General features: G+C 70.9%; 16 protein-coding genes. 4 read left to right on the top strand and 12 right to left on the bottom strand.

The annotated features are described in order from the left end of the window. Positions 1-98 precede the first annotated feature (98 nt). On the bottom strand, positions 99-1,025 hold the full coding sequence (locus H8B22_RS07700) for an alpha/beta hydrolase (RefSeq protein WP_208456879.1): 927 nt from the start codon (positions 1,023-1,025) through the stop codon (positions 99-101). Between the two features lie 140 nt (positions 1,026-1,165). Here H8B22_RS07700 and H8B22_RS07695 point away from each other — a divergent pair, with 140 nt between their 5' ends. Then, complete coding sequence (locus tag H8B22_RS07695) at positions 1,166-2,488, top strand: amidohydrolase (RefSeq protein WP_187710876.1); 1,323 nt, start codon at positions 1,166-1,168, stop codon at positions 2,486-2,488. Between the two features lie 265 nt (positions 2,489-2,753). On the opposite strand, the gene H8B22_RS07690 is transcribed toward H8B22_RS07695, so the two are convergent. The 4 genes from H8B22_RS07690 to H8B22_RS07675 form a co-directional block, all read right to left on the bottom strand. After that, the gene (locus H8B22_RS07690) at positions 2,754-4,748 is read right to left on the bottom strand and encodes a phospholipase D family protein (protein ID WP_187710875.1); all 1,995 of its coding nucleotides are present in this window, start codon (positions 4,746-4,748) and stop codon (positions 2,754-2,756) included. Between the two features lie 86 nt (positions 4,749-4,834). Beyond that, a complete protein-coding gene (locus H8B22_RS07685) occupies positions 4,835-5,383 on the bottom strand; it encodes a YceI family protein (RefSeq protein ID WP_187710874.1) in 549 nt (182 codons plus the stop codon). 25 nt (positions 5,384-5,408) lie between these two features. Further along, the gene (locus tag H8B22_RS07680; protein ID WP_187710873.1) at positions 5,409-5,885 is read right to left on the bottom strand and encodes a SixA phosphatase family protein; all 477 of its coding nucleotides are present in this window, start codon (positions 5,883-5,885) and stop codon (positions 5,409-5,411) included. Positions 5,886-5,967: 82 nt separating this feature from the next. Continuing rightward, complete coding sequence (locus H8B22_RS07675) at positions 5,968-6,597, bottom strand: ParA family protein (RefSeq protein WP_187710872.1); 630 nt, start codon at positions 6,595-6,597, stop codon at positions 5,968-5,970. Between the two features lie 250 nt (positions 6,598-6,847). Here H8B22_RS07675 and H8B22_RS07670 point away from each other — a divergent pair, with 250 nt between their 5' ends. Then, complete coding sequence (locus tag H8B22_RS07670; RefSeq protein WP_187710871.1) at positions 6,848-8,335, top strand: AAA family ATPase; 1,488 nt, start codon at positions 6,848-6,850, stop codon at positions 8,333-8,335. 10 nt (positions 8,336-8,345) lie between these two features. Here H8B22_RS07670 and H8B22_RS07665 read toward each other — a convergent pair whose 3' ends face one another. The 7 genes from H8B22_RS07665 to H8B22_RS07635 all read right to left on the bottom strand — a co-directional run bounded on the left by H8B22_RS07665 (position 8,346) and on the right by H8B22_RS07635 (position 18,898). Then, the gene (locus H8B22_RS07665) at positions 8,346-9,251 is read right to left on the bottom strand and encodes an AEC family transporter (RefSeq protein WP_187710870.1); all 906 of its coding nucleotides are present in this window, start codon (positions 9,249-9,251) and stop codon (positions 8,346-8,348) included. Positions 9,252-9,290: 39 nt separating this feature from the next. Further along, entirely contained in the window at positions 9,291-10,922 is a 1,632-nt protein-coding gene (locus tag H8B22_RS07660; RefSeq protein WP_187710869.1) for a putative 2OG-Fe(II) oxygenase, read from the bottom strand. 43 nt (positions 10,923-10,965) lie between these two features. Then, positions 10,966-12,675, bottom strand: coding sequence for a gamma-glutamyltransferase (gene ggt / locus H8B22_RS07655; protein WP_187710868.1), 1,710 nt, complete (start codon positions 12,673-12,675; stop codon positions 10,966-10,968). Positions 12,676-12,753: 78 nt separating this feature from the next. Further along, a complete protein-coding gene (locus H8B22_RS07650; RefSeq protein WP_187710867.1) occupies positions 12,754-15,705 on the bottom strand; it encodes a response regulator in 2,952 nt (983 codons plus the stop codon). 42 nt (positions 15,706-15,747) lie between these two features. Continuing rightward, positions 15,748-16,944 (bottom strand): EAL domain-containing response regulator, encoded by a 1,197-nt coding sequence (locus H8B22_RS07645; RefSeq protein ID WP_187710866.1) that lies wholly within the window; start codon positions 16,942-16,944, stop codon positions 15,748-15,750. Positions 16,945-17,132: 188 nt separating this feature from the next. Then, complete coding sequence (locus tag H8B22_RS07640) at positions 17,133-17,765, bottom strand: tetratricopeptide repeat protein (protein WP_187710865.1); 633 nt, start codon at positions 17,763-17,765, stop codon at positions 17,133-17,135. Between the two features lie 125 nt (positions 17,766-17,890). Further along, entirely contained in the window at positions 17,891-18,898 is a 1,008-nt protein-coding gene (locus tag H8B22_RS07635) for a glucokinase (RefSeq protein ID WP_187710864.1), read from the bottom strand. Positions 18,899-19,114: 216 nt separating this feature from the next. Here H8B22_RS07635 and nagA point away from each other — a divergent pair, with 216 nt between their 5' ends. Both nagA and H8B22_RS07625 read left to right on the top strand, forming a co-directional pair. Then, positions 19,115-20,260 (top strand): N-acetylglucosamine-6-phosphate deacetylase, encoded by a 1,146-nt coding sequence (gene nagA, locus H8B22_RS07630; protein ID WP_187710863.1) that lies wholly within the window; start codon positions 19,115-19,117, stop codon positions 20,258-20,260. 180 nt (positions 20,261-20,440) lie between these two features. Next, the gene (locus tag H8B22_RS07625) at positions 20,441-24,166 is read left to right on the top strand and encodes an indolepyruvate ferredoxin oxidoreductase family protein (RefSeq protein WP_187710862.1); all 3,726 of its coding nucleotides are present in this window, start codon (positions 20,441-20,443) and stop codon (positions 24,164-24,166) included. Positions 24,167-24,325 lie beyond the last annotated feature (159 nt).

The following is a 24,325-nucleotide window of genomic DNA, read 5'->3' as shown; positions in this document are numbered from 1 at the left end:
GCAGCCACCGGGCGGAGTTGCCGCAGGGTCGCACGCGGACCGCGCCGCCTCCAAGTGCGGCCGCAGCATCTGCTCATGCACTGGCGCCGTTCGCGGAGCTACAGGCTGCGCAGGAAGCGGTCCACCGTCGCGGTGTAGGCCGATGGCTGGCCCAGTTCGGCATTGATCGCGCCGTGGCTGAGCGCCTGCGGCGACGCCTGCGCACGGCGCCCGAGACGCGTCGCATGGGCGACGAAGTCGCGCGCCTGCGCGCACGATTCGATGCGGCGCGACGAGCACACGGCGAGCAACGGCACGCCGGGTGCGCGCAACTGCGCATACGGCGAGGTGGCGCGCCAGTACGCGGGGTCGTCGCCGAAGGCCTCGTCGTAGAGTCGCCCGTGCGATGCCGCCATCAAGCGCGCGGTATCGAGCATCGCACTGTCGAGCAGGACCGCGCCGCGGACCGGGCGGGCGTTCGCCTGCGCGAGCAGGTCGGGCGACGCCGCCAGCAGCGCGCTCAGATGCGCGCCGGCGGAATGGCCCATCAGCACGAAGCGCCCGGCATCACCGCCCCACTGCGCGCTGTCGCGCTGCGCGGCCGCGACGGCGGCGGCGACGTCGCGCGCCTGCAGCAGCGGATCGGCCGCGGGCAGCATGCGGTAGTTGGCGGAGATCACCACGTAGCCCTGCGCCGTCCAGTGTTCGACCTTCGCCGCGACCACGTTCGCCGCGGCCTTGTCGCCACGCTTCCAGCCGCCGCCGTGGACGAGGAACAGCGTGGGCGCATGCGTCGCGCCGCGTGGCGCGTACACGTCGTAGCGCTGGGCCGGATCGCTGCCGTAGGCGCGCTCGCGCCATACCCGCACGTTCGCGGGAAGCGCCGCCGGGTCGACCGGCAACGTGCGGCGCAGCGCCATCCGCTCGGCGAGCCGTTCCCCCACGCGGCCGCGCGCGGCGGCGTCTGGCACGGCCGCGGTGGCGGCGATACCGACGGCGACGCAGAACGCCGCCAGCCACACCGATGGATTGCGCATCGCCTGCATCGTCGTTCCCCGTGCTCCGTTGTCGAAGCCAACGCAGGACGGCGCACGGCGTTGACGCAGTCCGCCAATGGCCACGGCAGGCACGGGCCGGCGCCGGCTTTGGCGGTAGCATCGGGCACTTTCCGCCGCCGGAGTGCGCCATGCGCCGCCTTGCCGTCCTGCCCCTCGCGCTGTGCGCGCTCGCCGTCCATGCCGAAGACGCCCGATTGACGCCGGCGCAGCGGCCGGAGGTCGCCGCGGCCGCCCAGGCCGAGCAGGCCAAGGTGGTCGCCTGGCGCCGTGACTTCCACCAGCATCCCGAGCTGTCCAATCGCGAGGAACGCACCGCGGCGAAGATCGCCGAGCACCTGCGTGCGCTCGGCCTGAAGCCGCAGACGGGGATCGCCCACCACGGCGTGGTCGCGATCATCCAGGGCGGCAAGCCGGGCCCGAAGGTGGCGCTGCGCGCCGACATCGACGCACTGCCGGTGACCGAGCAGACCGGGTTGCCCTTCGCCTCGAAGGTGACCGACACGTTCAACGGCCAGAGCACCGGCGTCATGCACGCCTGCGGCCACGACGGCCACGCCGGCATCCTGCTCGGCGTCGCCGATGCGCTGGTGGCGATGCGCAAGGACCTGCCGGGCTCGGTGATGCTGATCTTCCAGCCGGCGGAGGAAGGCGTGCCGCCGGGCGAGAACGGCGGCGCGCCGATGATGCTGGAAGAAGGCGTGTTCAAGGCCTTCAAGCCGGACGCGATCTTCGGCCTGCACGTGTTCTCGACCCTGCAGGCCGGGCAGATCGGCGTGCGCCAGGGGCCGATGCTGGCCGCGTCGGACCGCTTCACCATCAAGGTGCACGGCCGGCAGACGCACGGCTCGCGGCCGTGGGGCGGGATCGATCCGATCGTCGCCACCGCCGACATGATCGGTACCGCACAGACCATCGTGTCGCGCCGCACCGACCTGGCCAAGCTGCCGGCGGTGGTCACCTTCGGCACCGTGCACGGCGGCATCCGCTTCAACATCATCCCCGACGACGTCGAGGTGACCGGCACGATCCGCACCTTCGACCCGGGCATGCGCGAGAAGATCTTCGCCGACCTGAAGAACGTCGCCGAACACGTCGCCGCCGCGCACGGCGCCACGGTCGAGGCCAAGGTGCCCGATGCCAAGGGCAATCCGGTAACGATGAACGACGCCGCGCTGACCGCGCGCATGCGTTCGAGCCTGGAAGCCGTCGCCGGCAAGGACAACGTGGTCGAACCGCCGCTGCAGATGGGCGCGGAGGACTACGCGTACTTCGCCCGCGAAGTGCCGTCGATGTACTTCTTCGTCGGCGCCACCGCCAGGGGCATCGATCCGATCACTGCGCCGAGCAACCACTCGCCGCAGTTCAACATGGACGAGTCGGCGCTGGACCTCGGCCTGCGCGCGATGCTGCAGGTGACGCTGGATTACCTGCACGGGACTGGCACGCCGTAATCGTTGCCGGGAGCCACGTCCCCTCACCCTGCCCGCTTCGCGACTAACGCGACGCGGTCCCTCGCTCTGCCCCCGGCCCTTGCGCATGGCGCAAGGGCGTTCAGTCGGGCGTGCGCCAGTGGCGCACAGGCGCCCGCCTTCACCCCGCAAGCGGGGCGAGGGATGCAGTTGCAAACCGATGCGCACGCACGAACTTGACCTTCTCCCCGCCTGCGGGGAGAAGGTGGCGCGCAGCGCCGGATGAGGGGCGCTTTTGCTTGCTCCGCTACAGGATCGGCGCCAGCCCCGCGCCGAACGCGGTGAAGATGCGCGTCATCACCGACTTCAGGCCGAGGTTGACTTCGGGGAAGTCGCCCACCGCGCGGTAGCAGGCGCTGAAGCCCGGATTGCCACGCGGCAGCGGCTCCGGACACGCCGGGCCGGGGACGAATTCGTAGCTGGTCGCATAGCGCGTCGGCCACAGGTCGAATATCGGCAACTGCTCGGACAGCTTGCCGATCGAATAATCGAGGCCGGAGAACACCGGCGGCTTCTTGCGCGGCGCGATCACCCAGGCGTTCTCCGGCGCGGTGTCGCGGCGGATGCTGGCGGCGAGCGCATGGGCGAAGGCCTCGTCCTCGATCACCACCGCGCTCTCGGTGTTGTAGTTGTCGCCGCGCGGATCGAAGTTGTGGGTGCCGATCACGCCGATGCGCTCGTCGATCACCAGCGATTTCGCGTGCAGGCCGAGGCGCGGGCCGGCGCGTTCGAGCGGCACCGGCTCGTTGGCGCGGCGCCGGCTGTAACGCTTGGCGGCGTACTCGCGCGAAAGCGGCGCGCTGTAGGGGCGGTAGATCACGCTGCGGCGGTCGTGCATGTAACCCGGCGCCGCATGCGCGGAGCCGAAACCCGGGCCCGGCCGCGCCAGGGCCTCGCTCGGGCCATGGCCGGGGTGCGCCGGCGGCGACCCGGCGGCTTCGGGCGTGCCCGGCGTTCCGGCGCCGGTGGCGGCCACGTCGACCGGCGCATCCTGCGGGAACGGCTTGTACTCGAAGATGTCGAAGCCGAACTCGCGCAGGTAGCGGCGCTTGTACTTGTACGACAGCGCGTAGGCGATGAAGGCGTCGGTCGAGGCCAGCGAGTTGGTCGACACCATCACGCGCGGCCGTTGCGTGCGCTCGCGCGCGTGCATGCGCCGGAACATCGCCTGCGCCGGCTTCGACATCACCAGGTAGGGCGTCTGCAGCAGCACCTCGCTGCGCGCGCCTTCGATCAGTTCGCGCAGCGTGTCCGAGGTCCACTCGCGGTCGCGGCCCTTGCTGCGCTGCTTCATCGGCGTGTCGGAGACGAAATGCACCTCGCCGACCGCGATGGCCAGGGCGGCCACGCGTTCGCCGATCAGCGCCGCATCGGCGGCGTCGCGGCGCATCGCCTGCGCGCGTTCCGGCTGTTCGAACACCGGCGCCGGCAGCACCGGCACGCCGCCGTCGATCAGGCGCTTGCCGACATCGCGCAGGTACTCGACCGGCTTGGTGCGGGTGTCGTTCCAGAAGGTGACGAAGGCCGTGTCCATGGTCGCCGCCACCGGGCCGGCGACCAGCAGGTCGCGGTCGCGGAAGTTGAACTCGCGGTCCCAGTCGTAATAGTCGTCCTGGTAGTTGCGGCCGCCGGTGATGCCGACCGCGCCGTCGACCAGCAGCATCTTCGAATGCATGCGCTGGTTGAGCTTGCGCCAGCAGCAGGCGGCGGCGATCGCGTACTGCGGGTAGTTGATGCGCGCGCGGTCGAGCACGGGGTTATAGATCCGCACTTCGAGGTTGGCGTGCGCGCCGGCGAGCGCGGCCAGCGTGTCCACGCGGCGCAGCGCCGAGAGCTGGTCCAGCAGCAGGCGCACCTTCACCCCGCGCCGCGCGGCCATCAGCAGTTCGTCGAGCACCAGCTGGCCGGCGTCGTCCTCGTCGAAGATGTAGGTCTGCAGGTCGATGCGCGTGGTCGCGGCGCGGATCAGGTTGATGCGCGCGCGCAGCGCGTCGGTGCCGTGGTCGAGGATGATCGCGTAGTGGCGCGGCTGTTCCGGCGTGGATTCGGCCAGCGCGCGCGCGGCGAGGTCGCGCAGCGGCGAGGGCTGCGCGCAGCGGTCGAGGCGGTCGCAGTCGACGGCGACCGGGCGCGCGGCCGCCACCACCTGCGCACTGCGTTCGCGCTGCGCCGGCGACAGGCTGGCGCAGGCGGACAGCGCGAGCAGACAGGCGGCGAGGGTGAAGCGGGGCAGCAGATCCATGGGCAGCACGATTCCGGGGGCCGCGGTCGGGGCGGCGTGAAGGCCGGCGGGATGGTGCAGGGCCGGCGGTTCGAGGGCGGACGATTCTAGGGCGGAGCGGCCTGAACGCGGACCCGCAGACGGAAATTCACGTCGTCGGTCAGCGCCCAGCGCCAGCTTTCCACGCCGTAGTTCATGCGCAGCACCCGCCCCTGCGCGACCACGTCGCAGTCGCGCGCCGGCCGCGCGCAGGTGCCGGGCGCGAGCACGAAGGCCTCGCGCCGGCTGACCCCGTGCATGGTCAGGGTGCCGTGGAGCAGGCCGCCGGCGTGCAGCAGGTCCATGGCGTAGGGATCGGAACGGAACTCCACCCACGGGTGGTGCTCGGCATCGAGGAAGCGGTCGCCGCGTGCGAAGCGGGTGTAGCGACGCGACCCGGTGACCTCCACCGCCGTCGTCGCCAGGCGGATGCGCACCTCATGGCGGCCGTCGGGCAGCTCCACGACTTCGCCGTCGTAGCGCGGGAAATGCCCGGTGATCACCTGGCCCCAGCGGGTCTCCAGGTCGAAGTCGATGCGGCTGCGCGCCTGGTCCAGGGCCTGCGCGCCCGCCGTCGCCGGCAACAGCCCCGCGACGGCAACCAGCACAATCAGCACGCCATGCAACACGACGTCGTCGCGGTCACGGCCACCAGAAGGCGCTGAGCTGCGCCACGCCCGGTTCCAGCGCGGCGCCGACCGGCAGGGTGAGCACGGCGATCCCGGCCGGCGGCATGCCGCGGTACTCGCCGGTCTGGCCGCTATGCATCAGCGCGGTGAGCTGCTCGAAGCCGGGGTTGTGCCCGACCATCAGCAGGCGCTCGGATTGCGCATGCGTGTCGGCCAGGCTGATCAGCGCGCCGGGCGTGGCTTCGAAGATCGACGGCTCGATGCGCTGGTCGACGTAGCCGATCGCGCCGAGCACCGCTTCCAGCGTTTCGCGCGCGCGCCGCGCCGGCGAACACAGCACGCAGTCGGGCACCAGCCGGTTTTCGGCGAGCCAGCGACCGGCGGCCTCGGCTTCGGCGAGGCCTTCGGCCGACAGCGGTCGGTCGAGGTCGGCCTGGCCGGGTGCGGCCGGTTCGGCGTGGGCGTGGCGGAGCAGGATCAGTTCGCGCATGGAAGGCCGGTCCGGTAGCGATGGGAAAGGAAAAGGGGAGCGGTGCAGCAGGGCAAGAACCAACCGGCGCCGTGCTCCTGCGTCACTTCTTCAACCACTTCAGCAACGGCTGCCAATCGGCCTGGTGCTCGCGCACCTGCGCGGAGTGGTAGTCGAACAGGCTCTTGCCCAGCGCGGTGGTCACCACGTAGCCCTGGCTGTCGCGCAGCTGCGCCACCAGCGGGTACGGCCACTGCTTGAGCAGGTCCAGCGCCTGCTGCGAGACGTTGGTCCACGGCTTGAGCTTGTTGCCGACCAGGCCGACGCGCAGCGTGCCCTTGCGCACGCGCGGGTGCCTGGCCAGCGAATCGAGGAAGGGCACGGTCGCTTCGATGTCGAAGGTCGAGGGCACGATCGGCACGATCACCGCGTCGACCGTTTCCAGGAACGGATCGAGCTCCTCGGCCATGGCGCCGGCGGCGCCGTCGACGATCACCCGCTGGGTGTCCTCGGGCACGTGCTTGCGCCAGCCCCGGCGGCGGGTGCCGTCGAGGGCGAGTACGGCGCTGTCGAGCCCGGCGCGCTTCTGCGCCCAGCGTGTCGAGGAGGCCTGCGGATCGGCGTCGACCAGCGCGGTGCGCAGGCCCTCGAGCGCCGATTGCGCGGCGAGATGGGTGGCGATCGTGGTCTTGCCCGCGCCCCCCTTGGAACTGGCCACCAGAACGGTCTTCATCCAACCCCCTCTTCGGCGCATCGTGCCCGCAGCGTACAACGGCCGGACGGCGGCGGTCACCCGCACGGCCGGCGGGGTGGCGCTATCCCCCACCAGCGGGCACTCCACGACCCGCGCCGGGGCTCACGTGTGCGGACCACGTCCGCGCGGCGCGCCGGCACGGCGGCGCCCGTCGCGTACGGCCATCGCCGTGGGCGCGGCCACGGCCGGCCGCTATGATCGCGGGCCCGCGCATGAACCGGCGACGCGAATGTCTGACCTGCAGGACCTGGTAGCCCTGATCCGCGCGAACACGCCGCTGATCGTGATCGAGACGCGCGACGAGACGCGCGTGGTCGAACTGTTCCGCCAGGCGCTGATGCAGGTGTGGCGCGCGCTGCACAGCTGGTCGATCACCGAGGGCCTGCGCCGCATCGACTTCGACCGCGAGGAGCCCACCGACGTCGCCCCGGACGCGTCGGCCACGCTGGCGGCGATCCGCGCCGCCGAGCAGCGCGGCATCTACCTGCTGTTCGATTTCCATCCCTACCTGGGCTACGCCAGCACGCAGCGGCAGCTGCGCGACATCGCGCAGCGCCACGACGGCCAGCCGCACGTGCTGGTGCTGATCGGCCACGAGGTCAAGCTGCCACCGGAACTGGACGCACTGGCAGTGCGCTACGCCACGCAACTGCCCAATGCGAGCGCGCGCCTGAAGATCGTGAAGGAGGAGGCCGAGGCCTACGCGCGCGAGCACGGCGGCCGGCGCGTGGAGGTCGATGGCGAAGCGGTGCAGCAGATCGTGCGCAACCTGCGCGGGCTCGACCCGGTCGACGTGCGCCGCATCGCGCGGCAACTGATCTACAACGACGGCGCGCTGCACGCCGGCGACCTGCCGCAGCTGGCGAAACTGAAGTTCGAACTGATCAACCGCAGCGGCCACCTGCATTTCGAATTCGACAGCGCGCGCATGGACGACGTCGCCGGCGCGCGCCGGCTGAAGCGCTGGATCGAGCAGCGCCACAGCGTGTTCCTCGGCGCCGAGGCGCCGCCCGGCCTCGACCCGCCCAAGGGCGTGCTGCTGCTGGGCGTGCAGGGCTGCGGCAAGTCGATGCTGGCCAAGGCCGTCGCCTCGGGGTTCGGCGTGCCGCTGGTGCGGCTCGACTTCGGCACGCTCTACGACAAGTACCACGGCGAGACCGAGAAGAACCTGCGCGCGGCGCTCGCCTCGGCCGAGCAGCTCGAGCCGTGCGTGCTGTGGATCGACGAGATCGAGAAGGGCGTCGCCCACGATGCCGGCAACACCGACGGCGGCGTGTCGCGGCGCGTGCTCGGCTACCTGCTGACGTGGATGGCCGAGCGCCGCTCGCGCGTGTTCCTGGTCGCCACCGCCAACCAGATCGATGCGCTGCCCGCCGAACTGCTGCGCAAGGGCCGCTTCGACGAGATCTTCTTCGTCGACCTGCCCGATGCCGCCACCCGCGAGCAGCTGTTCGCGTTGCACCTGCGCAAGCGCAAGCTCGATCCCGCCGGCTTCGACCTGGCGGCGCTAGCCGCGGCGAGCGACGGGTTTTCCGGCGCGGAAGTGGAACAGGCGATCGTCGCCGCGCTGTTCGCCGCGCACGCGGCGCAGGCACCGCTGGCGGATTTCCAGCTGCGCGCGGAACTCCGGCAGACGCGGCCGTTGTCGGTGCTGATGGCCGAACAGGTCGAGGCGCTGCGCGAATGGGCGCGCGGACGCACGGTGCCGGCCGACTGACTGACCGCGCCTACGCGCCCCACTGCGCCCACAACGGCAACGTCAGCAACGACAACAGCAACCCATACCCCACCATCGCCGCAGCCAGGCGCGGGGCGAGGTTGTGCGCGATCGCCAGCGCGCCGGCCGTCACCATCGACGGCATCGCCGCCTCCAGCACCGTCGCGCGCGCCATCTCGCCCTGCAGCCCGAGCAACGGCACCAGCACCACGGCGAGCGCGGGCATCAGCGCCAGCTTCAGCAACAGGCCGGCGGCGAGCGGCTTGAGCTCCTCGCGCGGCAGCGTCAACCGCACCGACAGGCCGATCGTCAGCATCGCCAGCGGCAGCAGCGCCTCCGACAGGCGCTGCAGGCCACCGTCGATCCACGTCGGCGGCGCGGCAGGCATCACCGTGAAACCGGCCACCAGCGCCCACAACGGCGGGAACTTCACCACCCGCAGCAGCATGTCGCGCGGCGACGGCCGGGCATCGCTGCCGTAGCGCGCCAGCACCCACAGGCCGAAGGTCGACAGGATCAGGAATGCGCCGAACTGGTCGTACACCACCGCGTACGGCAACGCGTGCTCGCCGATCAGCGCGCGGGTCAGCGGATAGCCGAGGAAGCTGGTGTTGCCCAGCGCGACGGTGAGCAGCAGCACCGCGCGTTCCTCGTCGCGCAGCTTCAGCCAGCGTGCCACCGCGCCGACGGCCAGGATCGTCGCCAGCAGCAACAGCCACGGCACCGCGGCCACGCCGAGCAGGGCCGGTTCCAGCTGCAGGCGCGGCGCGTAGCGCAGCACCGCAGCTGGCAGGCACACGTACAGCACCACCAGGTTGAGGGTCTGCGCCGCGTTGTCGGGCAGCACGCGCAGGCGCTGGAAGGCGTAGCCCAGCACCAGCATCGCCAGCACCAGCGCGAAAGCATCGAAGGCCATCGGCAATTCCGTCAGGGAGTCATCACCACCGGCAACGCATCAGGCCGCGGCCAGGTCGAACGAGATGCTGATGCGTTCGCCGCCGCCCTGGTACGGCAGCGTGCGGTGGAACAGATACGACGGGAACAATAACAGCGTCCCGGTTTCGGGCAGCACCTGACGCAGTGCGGTGTCCGGCCACGCGGGCAGGCCGGCGTGGGGACGGCCGAATTCGATCCAGCCCGCATGGGCCGGATCGTCGGCGCGGATCGCCGCGGGCAGTTCCACGTAGTACGCCCCCGACAGCCACGAGTCCTCGTGGATGTGGGTGTCGATGTAGCCGCTCTGCGCAGCCTGCGTGGCCCACACGTGGATCACGTAGGCGTCCGGAATGTTGGCGAGGAAGGCATCGGCCGCGCCGGCGTCGCGTTGCGCGCGGCATGCGGCCACGAATCCGGCGATGGCGTCGCGCAGGCGCTGTTCGAAACCGGCGATCGCCGGCGTGCGATCGGCGAGCAGGTCACCGCTGAGGTACGCGCCACGCGCCGCCAGCCCGGCGGGCTCCCAGCGCTGGCGGCTGTGGGTGCGGATGTCGTGCGCGAGCGCGCGATGGAACGCGTCCGGGTCGGTGAACCCCGCCGGCGTCGGCAACGCCAGCGCATGCACGTGCCGCTGCAGGCCGATGAAGTCGATCGCGACGTCGAGTTCGCCGGCGGCCGCACGCGCCAGGCCCAGGTGCGCGATGGTGCGCTGGTCGTCCGGGCACCGCTGCAGGGCCTGCGCGAGCACCGCCTGCGCCTCGCCCGCGCGGCCGTCGCGCAGCAACGCGATGCCGTGCTGGCGCGCGATGTGGGGCAGGTCCACGCCCGCCTGCCGCGCCGCCGCGTAGATCGCCGCGGCTTCCGCGGTGTGGCCGTTGCCCATCAACTGGTCGCCGAGGGTTTCGATCGTGTCCGCGTCGTGCGGCGCCAGCCGGTGCGCGTGGCGCGCATGTGCTTCGGCGCGCAGCGGATCGCCCAGCTTGCGCAGCAGCACCGCGGCATTGCGATACGCTTCGGCCAGGCCGGGATCGAGTTGCAGCGCGCGCTCCGCGGCCAGCAATCCTTCGCGCAACGCGTCCTTGTCGAACAGGTTGGACAGCAGCGCCGCCAGCGCCTGGTGCGACGCCGCCCGCTGCGGTTGCAACTGCAACGCCTGCCGCGCGGCATCGATCGCGGCGGGATAGTCCTGCAGGCGCCCCAGCGCCGCGGACAGGTTGTTCCAGGCTTCGCCCCATTGCGGCGCGGCCACCGTCGCGGCGCGGAAGGCCGCGGCGGCGGCTGCGAAGTCGTTGTCGAGGAAACAGGCGGTGCCATGACGGAAGGCGACGCGCGGCTCGTCCGGCATCGCCTGCATCGCCTGCTGCAATAACGGCCGCGCCGCCTGCGCCCGCCCCTGCTGCAACAGCCAGCTGCCGTAATCGAACGCCGTGCCGGCATCGCCCGGTCGCAGTGCATGCGCCCGTTGCAACGCCGCCCCCGCGTCGCCACCCAGCGCCTGCCGTGCCATCGCCAGCATGCGCCAGCCGTCGAAGTTCGCCGGATCGCGCGCCACGACCTGGGCGCAGGCGTTCTCCGCGGCAGCGGCGTTGCCCGCGCGCAACGCGCTCCACGCCGCGCGCAGCAACCCGGCGATGTCGGCGGCCTGGCTCATGCCATCCACGCCACGCGGCAATCGGAAACGCGTTGCGCCACGCTCAGTACCCGGCCGCCTGGCCGTCCTTGCGCGATTCGCTGGCGCCGATGTAACCGCCGTGCGGGTTGACCATGATCGCCTGGTAGCCGCCGTACGGACCGTCGGCGTAACGCACCGAATGCCCCTTGCGCATCAGCGCGCGCACGGTCTCGTAGGCGAAGCCGGATTCGAGGTCGAGCTCGCCGCCGTCCGTCATCGCGGTGGCCTGCCCGGCCGGTTCGGTGGAACCGTCGTGCTGGATGCGCGGCGCATCGCCGGCTTCCTGCAGGTTCATGCCGAAGTCGATCAGGTTCATCAGGATCTGCGCGTGGCCCTGCGGCTGCATCGCCCCGCCCATCACGCCAAAGCTGAGCCACGGCTTGCCGTTCCTGGTCACGAACGCGGGAATGATGGTGTGGAACGGCCGCTTGCCCGGCGCGAACGAATTGGGGTGGCCGTCCTTCAATACGAACTGTTCGCCGCGGTCCTGCAGGATGAAGCCCAGGTCCGGCGGCGCCATGCCGCTGCCCATGCCGCGGTAGTTGGACTGGATCAGCGAGACCATCATGCCGTCGGCGTCGGCGACGGTCATGTAGATGGTGTCGCCTTCGTTGAGCTGCGGGATCACGCCGGGCTCGGCGGCCTTCATCGCCTTGTCCATCGCGATCAGCTTGCCGCGCTCGCGTGCGTAGTCCTTGGAAATCAGCTTCGCCACCGGCGTCTTGTAGAAGTCGGGATCGGCATACGAAGCCGCGCGATCGGCGAAGGCGAGCTTCTTCGCCTCGGCGAACAGGTGCACGTGTTCGGGGCTGCCGAAACCGTACTGCTTCAGGTCGTAGGGTTCGAGCAGGTTGAGGATCTGTAGCGCGGCGATGCCCTGGCCGTTCGGCGGCAGTTCCCACACGTCGTAGCCGCGGTAGTTGGTGCTGACCGGCTCGACCCATTCGCCGTGGTGGCTGGCGAGGTCGTCGTAGGACAGGAAGCCGCCGTTGGCCTTGAAGTAGGCGTCGATCGTGCGCGCGATGTCGCCTTGGTAGAACGCGTCGCGGCCGCCGCGGGCGATCTTCTCCAGGGTGCTGGCGAGATTGACGTTCTTCCACATCTCGCCGGTGCGCGGACCACGGCGCTTGCCGTTGTCGTCGACGGTGAACTGCTCGGCGAAGCCCGGCCACTTCGACAGCGTCGGCACGCTGCGGCCCCAGTAGTACGCGATCACCTCGTGCACCGGATGGCCTTCGCGCGCGTAGCGGATCGCCGGCGCGAGGTCGTCGGCGATGGGCCTGCGGCCGAAGCGGCCGTGCAGGGCGAACCATGCATCGACCGTGCCCGGCACGGTGACCGGCAACGGCCCGTGCGCGGGGATCTCGGTGAGGCCGCGCTTGCGGAACTCGGCCAGCGTGAGCGACTTCGGCGAGCGGCCCGAGCCGTTGTAGCCGTAGAGCTTCTTCGTCTTCGGATCCCACACGATCGCGAACAGGTCGCCGCCGACGCCGTTGCCGGTCGGCTCCATCAGCCCGAGCGCGGCATTCGCGGCGATCGCCGCATCGACGGCGCTGCCGCCGGCCTTCATCACGTCAAGTGCGACCTGCGTGGCGAGCGGGTGCGAGGTCGCGGCCATCGCATGCGGCGCGTAGACCTCGCTGCGCGTGGCGAACGGCTGGCCGGTGATGCGGTCGGCGCACATGGCGGTGAGGGGGAGCGTGAGGGCGAAGCCGAGCAGGAGCTTGCGCATGGACGGAATCCTGGGCGGAAGCCGGCATCCTAGCGCCGACGCATGCTTGCTGCCGTGCCGGACATGGCAGTGCGTCCGTTATGCGGGATACCGCTCCGCCACGAACAGCTTCAGCCGCTCCGCCGCGGTTTCCACCTGCGCGAAATGCGGCAGGATCGCCGGCCATTCGCCGGAGTGGCCGGCGGCTTCCAGCGCGGTGGCGGCGTGGGCGAGTTCGTCGGCGCCGACCAGGCGCGCGGCGCCCTTGATCTTGTGCGCCTGGCGGGTGATCGCGGGGATGTCGCCGTCCTCGCGGGTCTTTTCCAGCAGCGCGAGGTCCTGCAGGGTCGCGTCGAGGAATTCGCGCAGCACCGCCGCGGCATCGTTGTCGTCGCCGCCGCTGAGTTCGCGCAGCGCGGCGTAGTCGAGCAGCGGCGGGGCGGCGTCCAGCTGCGGGAATCCGCCCGCGGCCAGCGCGGCGCCGGCGTTCGCCGTTTCCGTCGCGCCGGCAGCGTCGGCGTCCGTTTCGTCGGCGACGGTGTGCGGCAGCCAGCGCTGCAGCGTCGTCGCCAGCACCGCCACCGCCACCGGCTTGGCCAGGTAATCGTCCATGCCCGCGCCGAGGCAACGTTCGGCCTCGCCCTTCAGCGCCGAGGCGGTGAGCGCGATGATCGGCGTGCGCGCGAGGCCGCTGCGTCGTTCTTCCTCGCGGATGCGCCCGGCCAGGGCATAGCCGTCCATCTGCGGCATGTGGATGTCCGAGAGCACCAGCGCATAGCGGCCGCTGCGCCAGCGCTCCAGGCCCTGCACGCCGTCCTCGGCGGCTTCGCTGGCGTAGCCGGCCAGCGCCAGCTGGCGCGCGATCACCATGCGGTTGGTGGGATGGTCGTCGACCAGCAGCACCAGGCTGCGTTCGCGCTCGGCCTCCGCCACCGTCGGCAGGCGGCGCGGGCGGAAGTCGGCGCGCTGGCCGCTGGGCAGCGTGTCCGTCGGCAACTCGTCGGCCGCGGCGCGCGGCAGGGTGATCGCCAGGCGCATGGTGGTGCCGATCTGCGGCACCGAATCCATCGTCACCAGGCCGCCCATCAGCTCGCCCAGGCGCGCGCAGATCGCCAGGCCCAGGCCGGTGCCGCCGTAGCGCCGGGTGGTGTCGCCCTCGGCCTGCGCGAACGGCTGGAACAGGCGCTGCTGCGCTTCCGCGCTGACGCCGATGCCGGTGTCGGTGACGCGGAAGCTCAGCAGGTCGGCGCCGAGCGGGTGCGCCGGATCCGGCGCGGCCTCGCCGCGCCATTCCAGCGCGACCTCGACGCCGCCGCTGCTGGTGAACTTGACCGCGTTGGAGAGAAAATTGCCGAGGATCTGCCGCAGCCGCAGCGCGTCGGCGCTGTGCGCGGGGCCGATGCGCTCGTCGATCTCGCAGGTCAGCGACAGGCCCTTGCTCGAGGCGGCGCCGGTGTAGTTGGCCGCGGTGCTGCGCACCACCGCGGCGAGGTTCACCACGCTCGGCGAGATCTCCAGGCGCCCGGCCTCGATCTTCGAGAAGTCGAGGATGTCGCCGATGATCTGCAGCAGCGACTGCGAGCTCTGCTGGATCACGTTGAGCGCGTGGCGCTGGTCGTGGTCGAGCCGGGAATGCGCGAGGATCTCGATCATGCCGGTCACGCCGATCATCGGCGTGCGGATCTCGTGGCTCATCGCAGCGAGGAAGGAGGACTTGGCGCGGTTGGCTTCCTGCGCGCGCGCCTCGCTGGCGCGCAGGTCGGCTTCCAGCTGCTTGATCCGGGTGAGGTCGACGGCGACGCCGAGCAGGCCGTTGCCGCCGTGCAGTTCGTCGGGGATCACCGCGAGTGCGAGCAGCGCGTGCACGATGTGGCCGTCGCGATGCAGCATCAGGGTCTCGGTCGGCGGCATGCCGACTTCGGCCGCGGTGCGCAGCGCGCGCCAGTCCGGGGGCACGGGCTTGCCGGTGCGTTCGCTCAGCAACTGGGCCAGGCGCGCGTAGCTGTCGGCGGGCACCAGCGCCGGGGCGAAATCGCCGACGCTGTCGAGCATCGGCGCGTCCTTGCCGATGAAGTCTTCGGCGCGGTGGCCGAACAGGCGCTCGGCGCCGGGATTGAACAGGAAGTAGCGTCCCTGGCTGTCGATCGCCGCGATCGCGGTGGGCGCGGCGTCCATCAGCGAGCGCTGCAGCGCCTCGCGGCGGGCGAGTTCGGCATTGACCCGTTCGTTGCGCGCGAGCTGTTCGGTCAGCGAGGTCTCGAAGCCGAGCACGTCGCGGCGCATCTCCAGGAACGCGTCGGCGACCATGCCCAGCTCGCCGCTTTCCGGCAGGTAGCGCGGCATCGCCGTGTAGTCGTGCTTGCGCATGCGCCGGGCGAGGAAGGTCAGGCTCTCAACGCCGCGGTAGGCGTTGCGCAGGATCGTGCGCCCGATCAGCGCGACCACCAGCAGCGTGGCCAGCGAGATGCCGATGCGCAGTGCGCTGACGCGGCGGTTATCGCGCAGGTTGCGATTCACCACCATGTCGGCCTTGGCCGTGGCCAGGTTGGACAGGATCTGCAGGCGCGCGGTCACCGGATCGATCGCCGGGAACAGCCGCGTGTCGGCGAAGCGGCCGAGCGCGTGGATGTCCTGGCGCTGCAGGATCGCGTGCAGCTCCACCATCGCCGCGTCGGCGGCCACGCGTTCGCGCGCGGCGGCGCGGAAATGCACCACCTCATCCGGCGTACGCGGCAACCGCTGCAGCGACGCCCAGCTGGCGTCGATCCGCGCGCGCGCCGCGTCGACCGCCGCCACGCCCTCCTCCCAGGTGATCAGGTAGTTGCGGGTGCGGAAGGTGGTGCCGATGACGTCGAGGCCGTAGGCGTCGGAGACGGTCTTGATCTCGCGCCGGGCGAGCAGCGATTCGCCGCGCAGCGCCAGCAGCGATTGCCGCGCGCGGTACTGGGCGACTTCGTCGAGCACCAGCACCGTCGCGCCGGCGAGCAGGAACAGACCGAACAGCGCCCACAACTGCTGGCGGAGGCCGTAGCGGGCAAGCAGCGCGCGCACTGCTCAGGTCCTGCCGGTGCGGTGCGGGCCGGCCACGCCGCCTCAGTACTCGGGCCGGCGCCAGCGCCCGAGCGCGGCGGCCACGTCGCTACCGGGCACGGGCGAGGAAATCAGGTTGCCCTGGGCCATGCCGCAGCCCAGTTCGGCGAGCATCTGCCACTCCTCCACCGTCTCCACGCCTTCGGCGACGACGTCGAGCTGCAGCTTGCGGGCGAGGTCGAGGCTGGCTTCGATCACCGCGCGCTTGCGCGGCTGGTGGTGCGCGCCGGAGACGAAGCCCTGGTCGATCTTGAGTTCGGTGAAGGGGATCTGCGACAGCTGCGCGAGCGATGAATAACCGGTGCCGAAGTCGTCGATCGACAGGCCGAAGCCCTTCAGCCGCAGTCGCGCGAGCACGCCCAGCCCGCGCGCGGCGTCGGCCATCACCGAGCTCTCGGTGATTTCCAGCACGACCTCGCTGGGCTCCACGCCCTGCCGGCGCACGATGTCCTGGTAGCGGTCGGCGGCGCTTTCGTCGGCCAGCAGTTGCGGCGAGACGTTGATGGCGAGGTTCAGGCGCACGCCGTGCTGGTCCCAATGGCGCTTCCAGCGGCACGACTGGGTGAGCATGTGGTCGGTGAGGTCGCCGACCAGGCCCTCGCGCTCGATCAGCGCGACGAAGTGCGCGGGGCGGATGATGCGGCCGTCGCGGCGACGCCAGCGCGCGAGCGCCTCCACTGCGACCGGCCGGCCGTTGCCGAGTTCCACCTGCGGCTGGAACCACGGCTCGATCTCGTTGCTGGCCAGCGCGTCGCGGATCGCCTGCACGGTGACCTCGACGACTTCATCGTCGTCGTAGGCGTGCAGCTGGTCGTCGTAGCTGGCCAGCACGTGGGCGAGCTTGTCGCGGGTCAGCGGCTTCTCGACGCTGCCGAGCACCCGCAGGCCGTAGGCCCGGGCCATGTTCTGCACGGTATTGAGCAGGGCCGGATCCAGCGCGCTGGCGACGACCACCGCACGCGCCAATTGGCGCTGGGCGACGTGGCCGATGAATTCGATGCCGTCCATGCCGGGCATGTCGAGGTCGACCAGCAGTACGTCCGGTGGCGCGCCGATCCCTTCCAGCAGGTGCAGCGCGCTGTGGCCATCGGCGGCTTCGCTGAGTTCGCCGATGCCCAGGTCGGTGAGCAGGCGCAGCGCCATCCGGCGCTGGAAGCCGTGATCCTCGACGACCATGACGCTCAGTTCCGACAAGGACATCGTGTCCGCCCCCTGTAAGCCGGCTCCGGTCGCCGCGAGCTGCGGCGCTACCGGTCCCTCTCCGGCCCGACCCACTTTAGCGGTAGCGACGGGGGTTGTGCGACTGTCGTCACGTTGTACGTCGCCGCGCGTGCGGCGACGCCGCCATGCGCCGCGGCATGGCGGAGCTGACTACGCCCGCGGGTGGCTTACGGCCATTGCGGCGGATTGCTCGCCCACGCCGCCTGGACTTCGGCCAGCGTCGCCCGCTCGGCGTCGCGCCAATCGGGCAGCAGGCGCGGGAAGTTGGCCGGGTCGCGCCACAGCTGCGGCTCGGTGCGCACCGCCGCGGCGTACCACTGCACTGCCTGCTCCTTCTGGCCGGCGCTCCACAGCGCGAGCGCCAGCGTCGGCGGCACCCAGCTGGCGTTGCTGCGGCGCGCGCTGACCAGCCGCTGCCACTGCACCAGCGCGCCAACGGCATCGTTGCTGCGGTAAAGGTCCCAGCCGTAGTTCCACACCAGCGGCCGCCACATCGCATCGTTCTCGCTGATGCGGGTGAAGGCGCGGCTGTACAGCTCCCGGCCCAGGTCGGTGCGCCCGCCGTCCATCGCCAGGTGCGCGAGCTGCGCGTGCTCGGCCTTCGCGCGCGGATCGCGCTCGATGGCCTTCAGCAGCTTCTGCACGGCGGCATCGCCGGATTCCTTGACCGCGACCACCGGCCGCGTGGTCGACGGATCGGCGTCGAAATAGAACTCGGCCGGCTTGCCCAGCGACTGCGCATGCGCGCCGCCGGCCGCGGCCAAGCCCGCGATGAGCAGGCAAAGCGTACGAATAGACATATCAAGATCCCCAGTTCCCGCCGGCATCGTACCGCCGTCGGCGGCGGCGGGCATGTCCCGCACGCGGCGCGACTTTGCCGGATCTGGCGCTTCGCGGGCGCGAGCCGGCGCCCGTTCCGCCGGGCTCAGGGGGTGGCGCCGCCCCGCTCCCGCAAGTGCTGCAGGTACCAGCTCGCCGCGCCGATGACGCCAAGCCGTTCGTTCTCGATCAGCCACACCGGCACGCGCTCGAGCACCGCGCGCATCGCGCCCTTGTCGACCAGGCGGCTGCGGAAGTCGCTCTGCGGCAGGAAGTCGGCGAGCTGCGGCACGATCCCGCCGGCCACGTGCACGACCTGCGCGCTGCTGACCATGGCGAGGTCGCCGATCACGCTGCCGAGCAGCGCGCAGAAGCCCAGCACCGCCTCGCGCGCGAGCGCATCGCCGCGGCGCGCGGCGTCGCTGATCGCGGCGGGCGCGTGCAGCTGCGGCGGCGTGCCGTCGAGCGCGCACAGCGCCTCGTAGAGGTTGCGCAGGCCCGGGCCGGAGAGCAGCTGCTCGGTCGCCACGTGCCGGCCGCGCCGCTGCAGCCAGCGCAGCACCTCGATCTCGCGCGCGGTACCGGGCGCGAACGCGGCCATGCCCGCTTCGCTCGGCAGCACCACCAGGCCCCGCGGCTGCGGGAGGCACACCGCGGCGCCCAGGCCGGTACCCGGCCCGATCACCAGCGCCGGCCCGGGCGCGGCCTGCACCACGCCCGGCGTGAGCAGGCGCGAATCGGCCGGCGCCAGTTGCTGCGAGCCGTACGCGGCCGCGGCAAAGTCGTTGATGACGTGCAGCTCGCGCAGGGCCAGCTCGCGGCGCAGGTCGCCCAGGACGATGCGCCAGGGCAGGTTGGAGTTGATGACTTCGCCGTCGAGCACCACCCCGGCGCTGGCGATGGCCATGCGTTCGAAGTCGGCGCGCCCGAAGCCCGCGGCGTGGCCGGCGACGAAGTCGGCGAGGATCGCGCCCAGGCCGGGGTAGTCGCCGCATGGATACCGGCGGTAGGCAAGCACGGCCGGACGACCGTCGTCGCCGGACTGCACCAGCGCGATGCGCGCATTGGTGCCGCCGACGTCGGCGGCGACGAAGCGCTGCCGGGCGGCGCTCATGGACGCGCTCCGCATGCCAACCGGCGCCCATCGACCCGCCCTGCCCTCGACTGCATGCCACCGCTCCACCCGTCCCGGAAGGTCCGCGACGTTAGCAACAATCGCGGCACGATGGACCCGCACGGCGCCAGCGTTTCGCCGCGCGGCCATTGCGACGGCGCGTGGCGTATGGATCAATCCGCGCGCCGCACCCGCCGATCAGCGAGACTGTCCGCCATGAACGCACCGCCCCGCCCGCTCGTCTTCCGCAACGGCCAGGTGCTGACCGAGCGCGGTTTCGAGCGCGACGTCAGCGTGGTGGTCGAGGACGGCCACATCGTCGCGCTGCTGCCGGGCGAGGCTGCGACCGGCGCGCAGGCGGTCGACCTGCAGGGCGGCTACCTGGTGCCGGGCTTCATCGACACCCAGGTCAACGGCGGCGGCGACGTGCTGTTCAACGACACGCCGAGCGTCGACGGCCTGCGTCGGATCGCCGCCGCGCACCGCCGTTTCGGCACCACCGGGCTGATGCCGACGCTGATCAGCGACGATGTCGCGGTGATGCAGCGCGCGATCGCCGCGGTGCGCGAGGCGATCGCGCAGGACGTGCCCGGCATCCTCGGCATCCACCTGGAAGGGCCGTACCTCGCCGAAGCGCGCAAGGGCGTGCACGACCCGCACAAGTTCCACAGCCCCGATGCCGGCGAGCTCGACCTGGTCGCCTCGCTCGGTGTCGGCCGCACCATGCTCACGCTGGCACCCGAGCGTTTCGCACCCGGGACCCTGCGCGCGCTGGCGGCGCGTGGCGTGATCGTCTGCGCCGGCCACACCGCGGCGAGCAGCGAACAGCTCGCCGCCGCCTTCGCCGCCGGCGTGCGCGGCGTCACCCACCTGTTCAACGCGATGACGCCGCTGCTCAGCCGCGACCCCGGCGCGGTCGGCGCCGCGCTCGCCGATGCGGGCAGCTGGTGCGGGCTGATCGTCGACGGCCACCACGTGCACGACACCGCGCTGCGCGTGGCCATCGCCGCCAAGCCGGCCGGGAAGATGCTGCTGGTGACCGATGCGATGCCGCCGGTCGGCGGCAAGCGCGCGGACTTTTCCCTGTACGGCGTCGCGATGACCTGCCGCGACGGCAAGTGCACCACCGCCGACGGCACCCTGGCCGGCTCGGCCCTGGACATGGCCACGGCGGTGCGCAACACCGTGCAGCGGCTGGGGCTGCCGCTGGCCGAGGCCTGCCGGATGGCCTCGGCCTATCCGGCCGATTTCCTCGGCCTGGGCGGCGAGCTGGGCCGGATCGCCCCCGGCTACCGCGCCGACCTGGTGGCGCTGGACGCCGCCCTGCAGGTCCGCAGCAGCTGGATCGCGGGCCAGGCCTGACCCCGGACCCCGTCCCCGCCTGCGGGGGAGGCGCTTTGCGGGCCAAGGCCGGTCGGCCCCGGCTGTTATAATTCCGAGTCTTTGCTCGGGACTTTGCCCGCGACCTGCCGGTCGTGGGGCGCAGTGCCGGGTGTACCGCAGCCACCCGCGGCCCCCGCCGCGCGCCACGAGTCACGCCCCATGACCAGCACAGCCGAACTCAGCTCGCCGTCCTCGGCCAATACGTCGCTCACCAACTCGGTGGTCGATCCCGACTACACGCTGGATCACAAGTACAGCCGCGTCGAAGGCCGCATCTACCTGTCCGGCGTGCAGGCGCTGGTGCGCCTGCCGCTGATGCAGCGCCTGCGCGACCAGGCCGCGGGCCTGAACACCGCCGGTTTCATCTCCGGCTACCGCGGCTCGCCGCTGGGCGGCTTCGACCTGGAGCTGTGGCGCGCCAAGAAGCACATGGAGAAGGCGGGGGTGAAGTTCACCCCGGGCCTCAACGAAGACCTCGGCGCGACGATGGTGTGGGGCTCGCAGCAGACCAACCTGTTCCCCGGCGCGAAGGTCGATGGCGTCTACGGCATGTGGTACGGCAAGGGCCCGGGCGTGGATCGCTGCGGTGACGTGTTCAAGCACGCCAACGCCGCCGGCACCGGCAAGTTCGGCGGCGTGCTCGCGCTGGCGGCCGACGACCATGCCTGCCGCTCCTCGACGCTGCCGCACGGCTCCGAACACGAATTCGTCAGCGCGATGATGCCGGTGCTCAACCCGGCCGGCGTGCAGGACATCCTCGACATGGGCCTGGTCGGCTGGGCGATGTCGCGTTACACCGGTCGCTGGGTCGGCTTCAAGACGATCGCCGAGACCGTGGAGTCGTCGGCGTCGGTCGACGTCAACCCGCTCGCGCTCGACATCGTCATCCCCACCGATTTCGAGATGCCCGACGGCGGCCTCAACATCCGCTGGCCGGATCCGCCGCTGAACCAGGAAATGCGCCTGCACCAGTACGCGGTGAAGGCGGCGCAGGCCTTCGCCCGCGCCAACCGCATCGACCGCATCGTGCTCGATTCGCCGAACGCGCGCCTGGGCATCATCACCACCGGCAAGTCCTACCTCGACGTGCTGCAGGCGCTGGAATACCTCGGCCTGGACGCGCGCGCCTGCGCCGACCTCGGCATCCGCGTCTACAAGGTCGGCATGACCTGGCCGCTGGAACCGGTCGGCCTGCGCAACTTCGCGCGCGGCCTGCAGGACATCCTGGTGGTCGAGGAGAAGCACGCCTTCATCGAAAGCCAGATGAAGGAGTCGATGTACAACTGGGACGGTGGCGGCCGTCCGTCGATCGTCGGCAAGTACGACGAAAGCGGCGAGTGGATCCTGCCCAGCACCGGCGAACTCACCCCGGCGCGCATCGCCGGCGTCATCGCCAAGCGCATCCAGAAGTTCCACAACACCGAGCACATCGAGAACGTGCTCAAGTGGATGGCGGAGAAGGAATCCGAACTCGCCTTGCCGCGCGCGCAGTTCCCGCGCGTGCCGCATTACTGCTCGGGCTGCCCGCACAACACCTCGACGGTGGTGCCGGAAGGTTCGCGCGCGCTGGGCGGCATCGGTTGCCATTACATGGTCACCTGGATGGACCGCAGCACCGACACCTTCACCCACATGGGCGGCGAAGGCGTGACCTGGGCGGGCCAGTCGGCGTTCACCGACACGCCGCACGTGTTCCAGAACCTCGGCGACGGCACCTACTTCCACTCGGGTTCGCTGGCGATCCGCCAGTCGATCGCCGCCGGCGTCAACATCACCTACAAGATCCTCTACAACGACGCAGTCGCGATGACCGGCGGCCAGCCGGTCGACGGCACCCTGACCGTGCCGCAGATCGCACACCAGGTGCGCAGCGAGGGCGTGCAGACGATCGTGCTGGTCTCCGACGACATCGCCAAGTGGACCTCGTGGAACCAGCCGGGTCGCGAGCTGTTCCCGGCCGGCGTCGAGTACTACGACCGCAAGGAACTCGACGCGGTGCAGAAGCGCCTGCGCGAAGTGAAGGGCGTGTCCGTCCTGATCTACGACCAGACCTGCGCCACCGAGAAGCGCCGCCGCCGCAAGCGCGGCAAGATGGTCGATCCGCAGAAGCGGGTGATGGTCAACTCGCTGGTGTGCGAAGGCTGCGGCGACTGCGGCAAGAAGTCGTTCTGCGTCTCGGTGCTGCCGAAGGAAACCGAATTCGGCCGCAAGCGCGAGATCGACCAGTCCAACTGCAACAAGGACTATTCCTGCGTCAACGGCTTCTGCCCGAGCTTCGTCACCGTCGAAGGCGGTGGTCTGAAGAAGAAGAAGGGCAGCAACGCCAAGGACCGCCTCGCCGATCTGCCGATGCCGACCCTGCCCGCGCTCGACCAGCCCTGGAACATCCTGCTCACCGGCGTCGGCGGCACCGGCGTCGTGACCATCGGCGCGCTGCTCGGCATGGCCGGGCATCTGGAAGGCAAGGGCTCGACCGTGCTCGACCAGACCGGTCTCGCGCAGAAGGGCGGCGCCGTCACCACGCACATCCGCATCGCCAGGACGCCGGCCGACATCCACGCCGTGCGCATCGCCGCCGGTGAAGCCGACCTCGTGCTCGGCTGCGACATGGTCGTGGTCAACGACTACTGGGTGCTGTCGAAGATCCGCACCGGCCGCAGCAACGTCGTGCTCAACAGCTACGAAGCAATGCCGGGCACCTTCACCACGCGTCCGGACATGCAGTTCCCGGCCACCGACATCGTTTCCGCGATCTCCAAGGCGCTGGGCACCAGCGAACAGGCCGCCGAACGCCTGCACGTGGTCGACGCCACCCAGCTCGCCACCGCGCTGCTCGGCGACGCGATCGCGACCAACCTGTTCATCCTCGGCTATGCCTGGCAGCAGGGTCTGGTGCCGATCGCGTTTGATTCGCTGATGCGCGCGATCGAACTCAACGGCGCCGCGATCGAGATGAACAAGACCGCGTTCGCCTGGGGCCGCCTGGCCGCGATCGATCCGACCGCCGTGGCCGAAGCCGCCGGCCTGATCCGCAACGCGCCGACCGCCGCCGAAGCGACCCCGCACGAACTGCCGATGCTCAAGGCCGGCGAGTGGGAAGGCCACGAGTGGGGCGCGAATGCCGCGCCGCTCAAGACCCGCGACGGCGACGAGCTGCGCCACGTGCCGGCGCACGCCAGCAGCGGCGACACCGTCGCGTTCCTGCCGCTCGACGACGCGCGCCTGTCGCGTTCGCTCGACGAGCTGGTCGCGCGCCGCGTCGCCTTCCTCACCGACTACCAGGACGCCGCCTACGCCAAGCGCTACAGCGACTTCGTCGCCAGGGTGCGCGCGGCCGAGGAGAAGAAGGCGGCGGGCTCGACCGACCTGACCGAAGCCGTCGCCCGCTACGCCTTCAAGCTGATGGCCTACAAGGACGAGTACGAGGTCGCGCGCCTCTACACCAGCGGCGACTTCCAGAAGAAGCTGGAGCAGCAGTTCGACGGCGACTACAAGCTCAAGTTCCACCTCGCCCCGCCGCTGCTGGCGAAGAAGGACGCGCAGGGCCGCCTGATCAAGCAGGAATTCGGCCCGTGGGTGTTCACCGCGTTCAAGTGGCTGGCCAAGGCCCGCCGCTTCCGCGGCACCGCCTTCGACATCTTCGGCAAGACCGAGGAGCGCAGGATGGAGCGCCAGCTGATCGTCGACTACTTCGCGACGGTCGACGGCCTGCTCGGCAAGCTGGATCGCGGCAACGTCGACCTGGCGGCGGAGATCGCCTCGATTCCGGAGCACATCCGCGGCTACGGCCACGTCAAGGAAGACCACCTGCACAAGGCCAAGGCGCGCGAGGCCGAGCTGCTGAAGGAATGGAGCAACCCGCTGCGGATCGTGAAGGTCGCCTGATCCACGGCATGTACCGATTTGAGAAAAGCCCCGCTTCGGCGGGGCTTTTTCTTTGTCCTCTTTGATGCTCCATCAGGACGAACGCTTCTCCCCGCCTGCGGGGAGAAGATGCCCGAAGGGCAGATGAGGGGCGGCGAGCACTGCGAGCTGCTGTTACTT

This window comes from Lysobacter terrestris, from assembly GCF_014489475.1.
Lineage (GTDB): Bacteria > Pseudomonadota > Gammaproteobacteria > Xanthomonadales > Xanthomonadaceae > Agrilutibacter > Agrilutibacter terrestris.
This window is presented reverse-complemented; position numbering and strand designations above follow the sequence as displayed.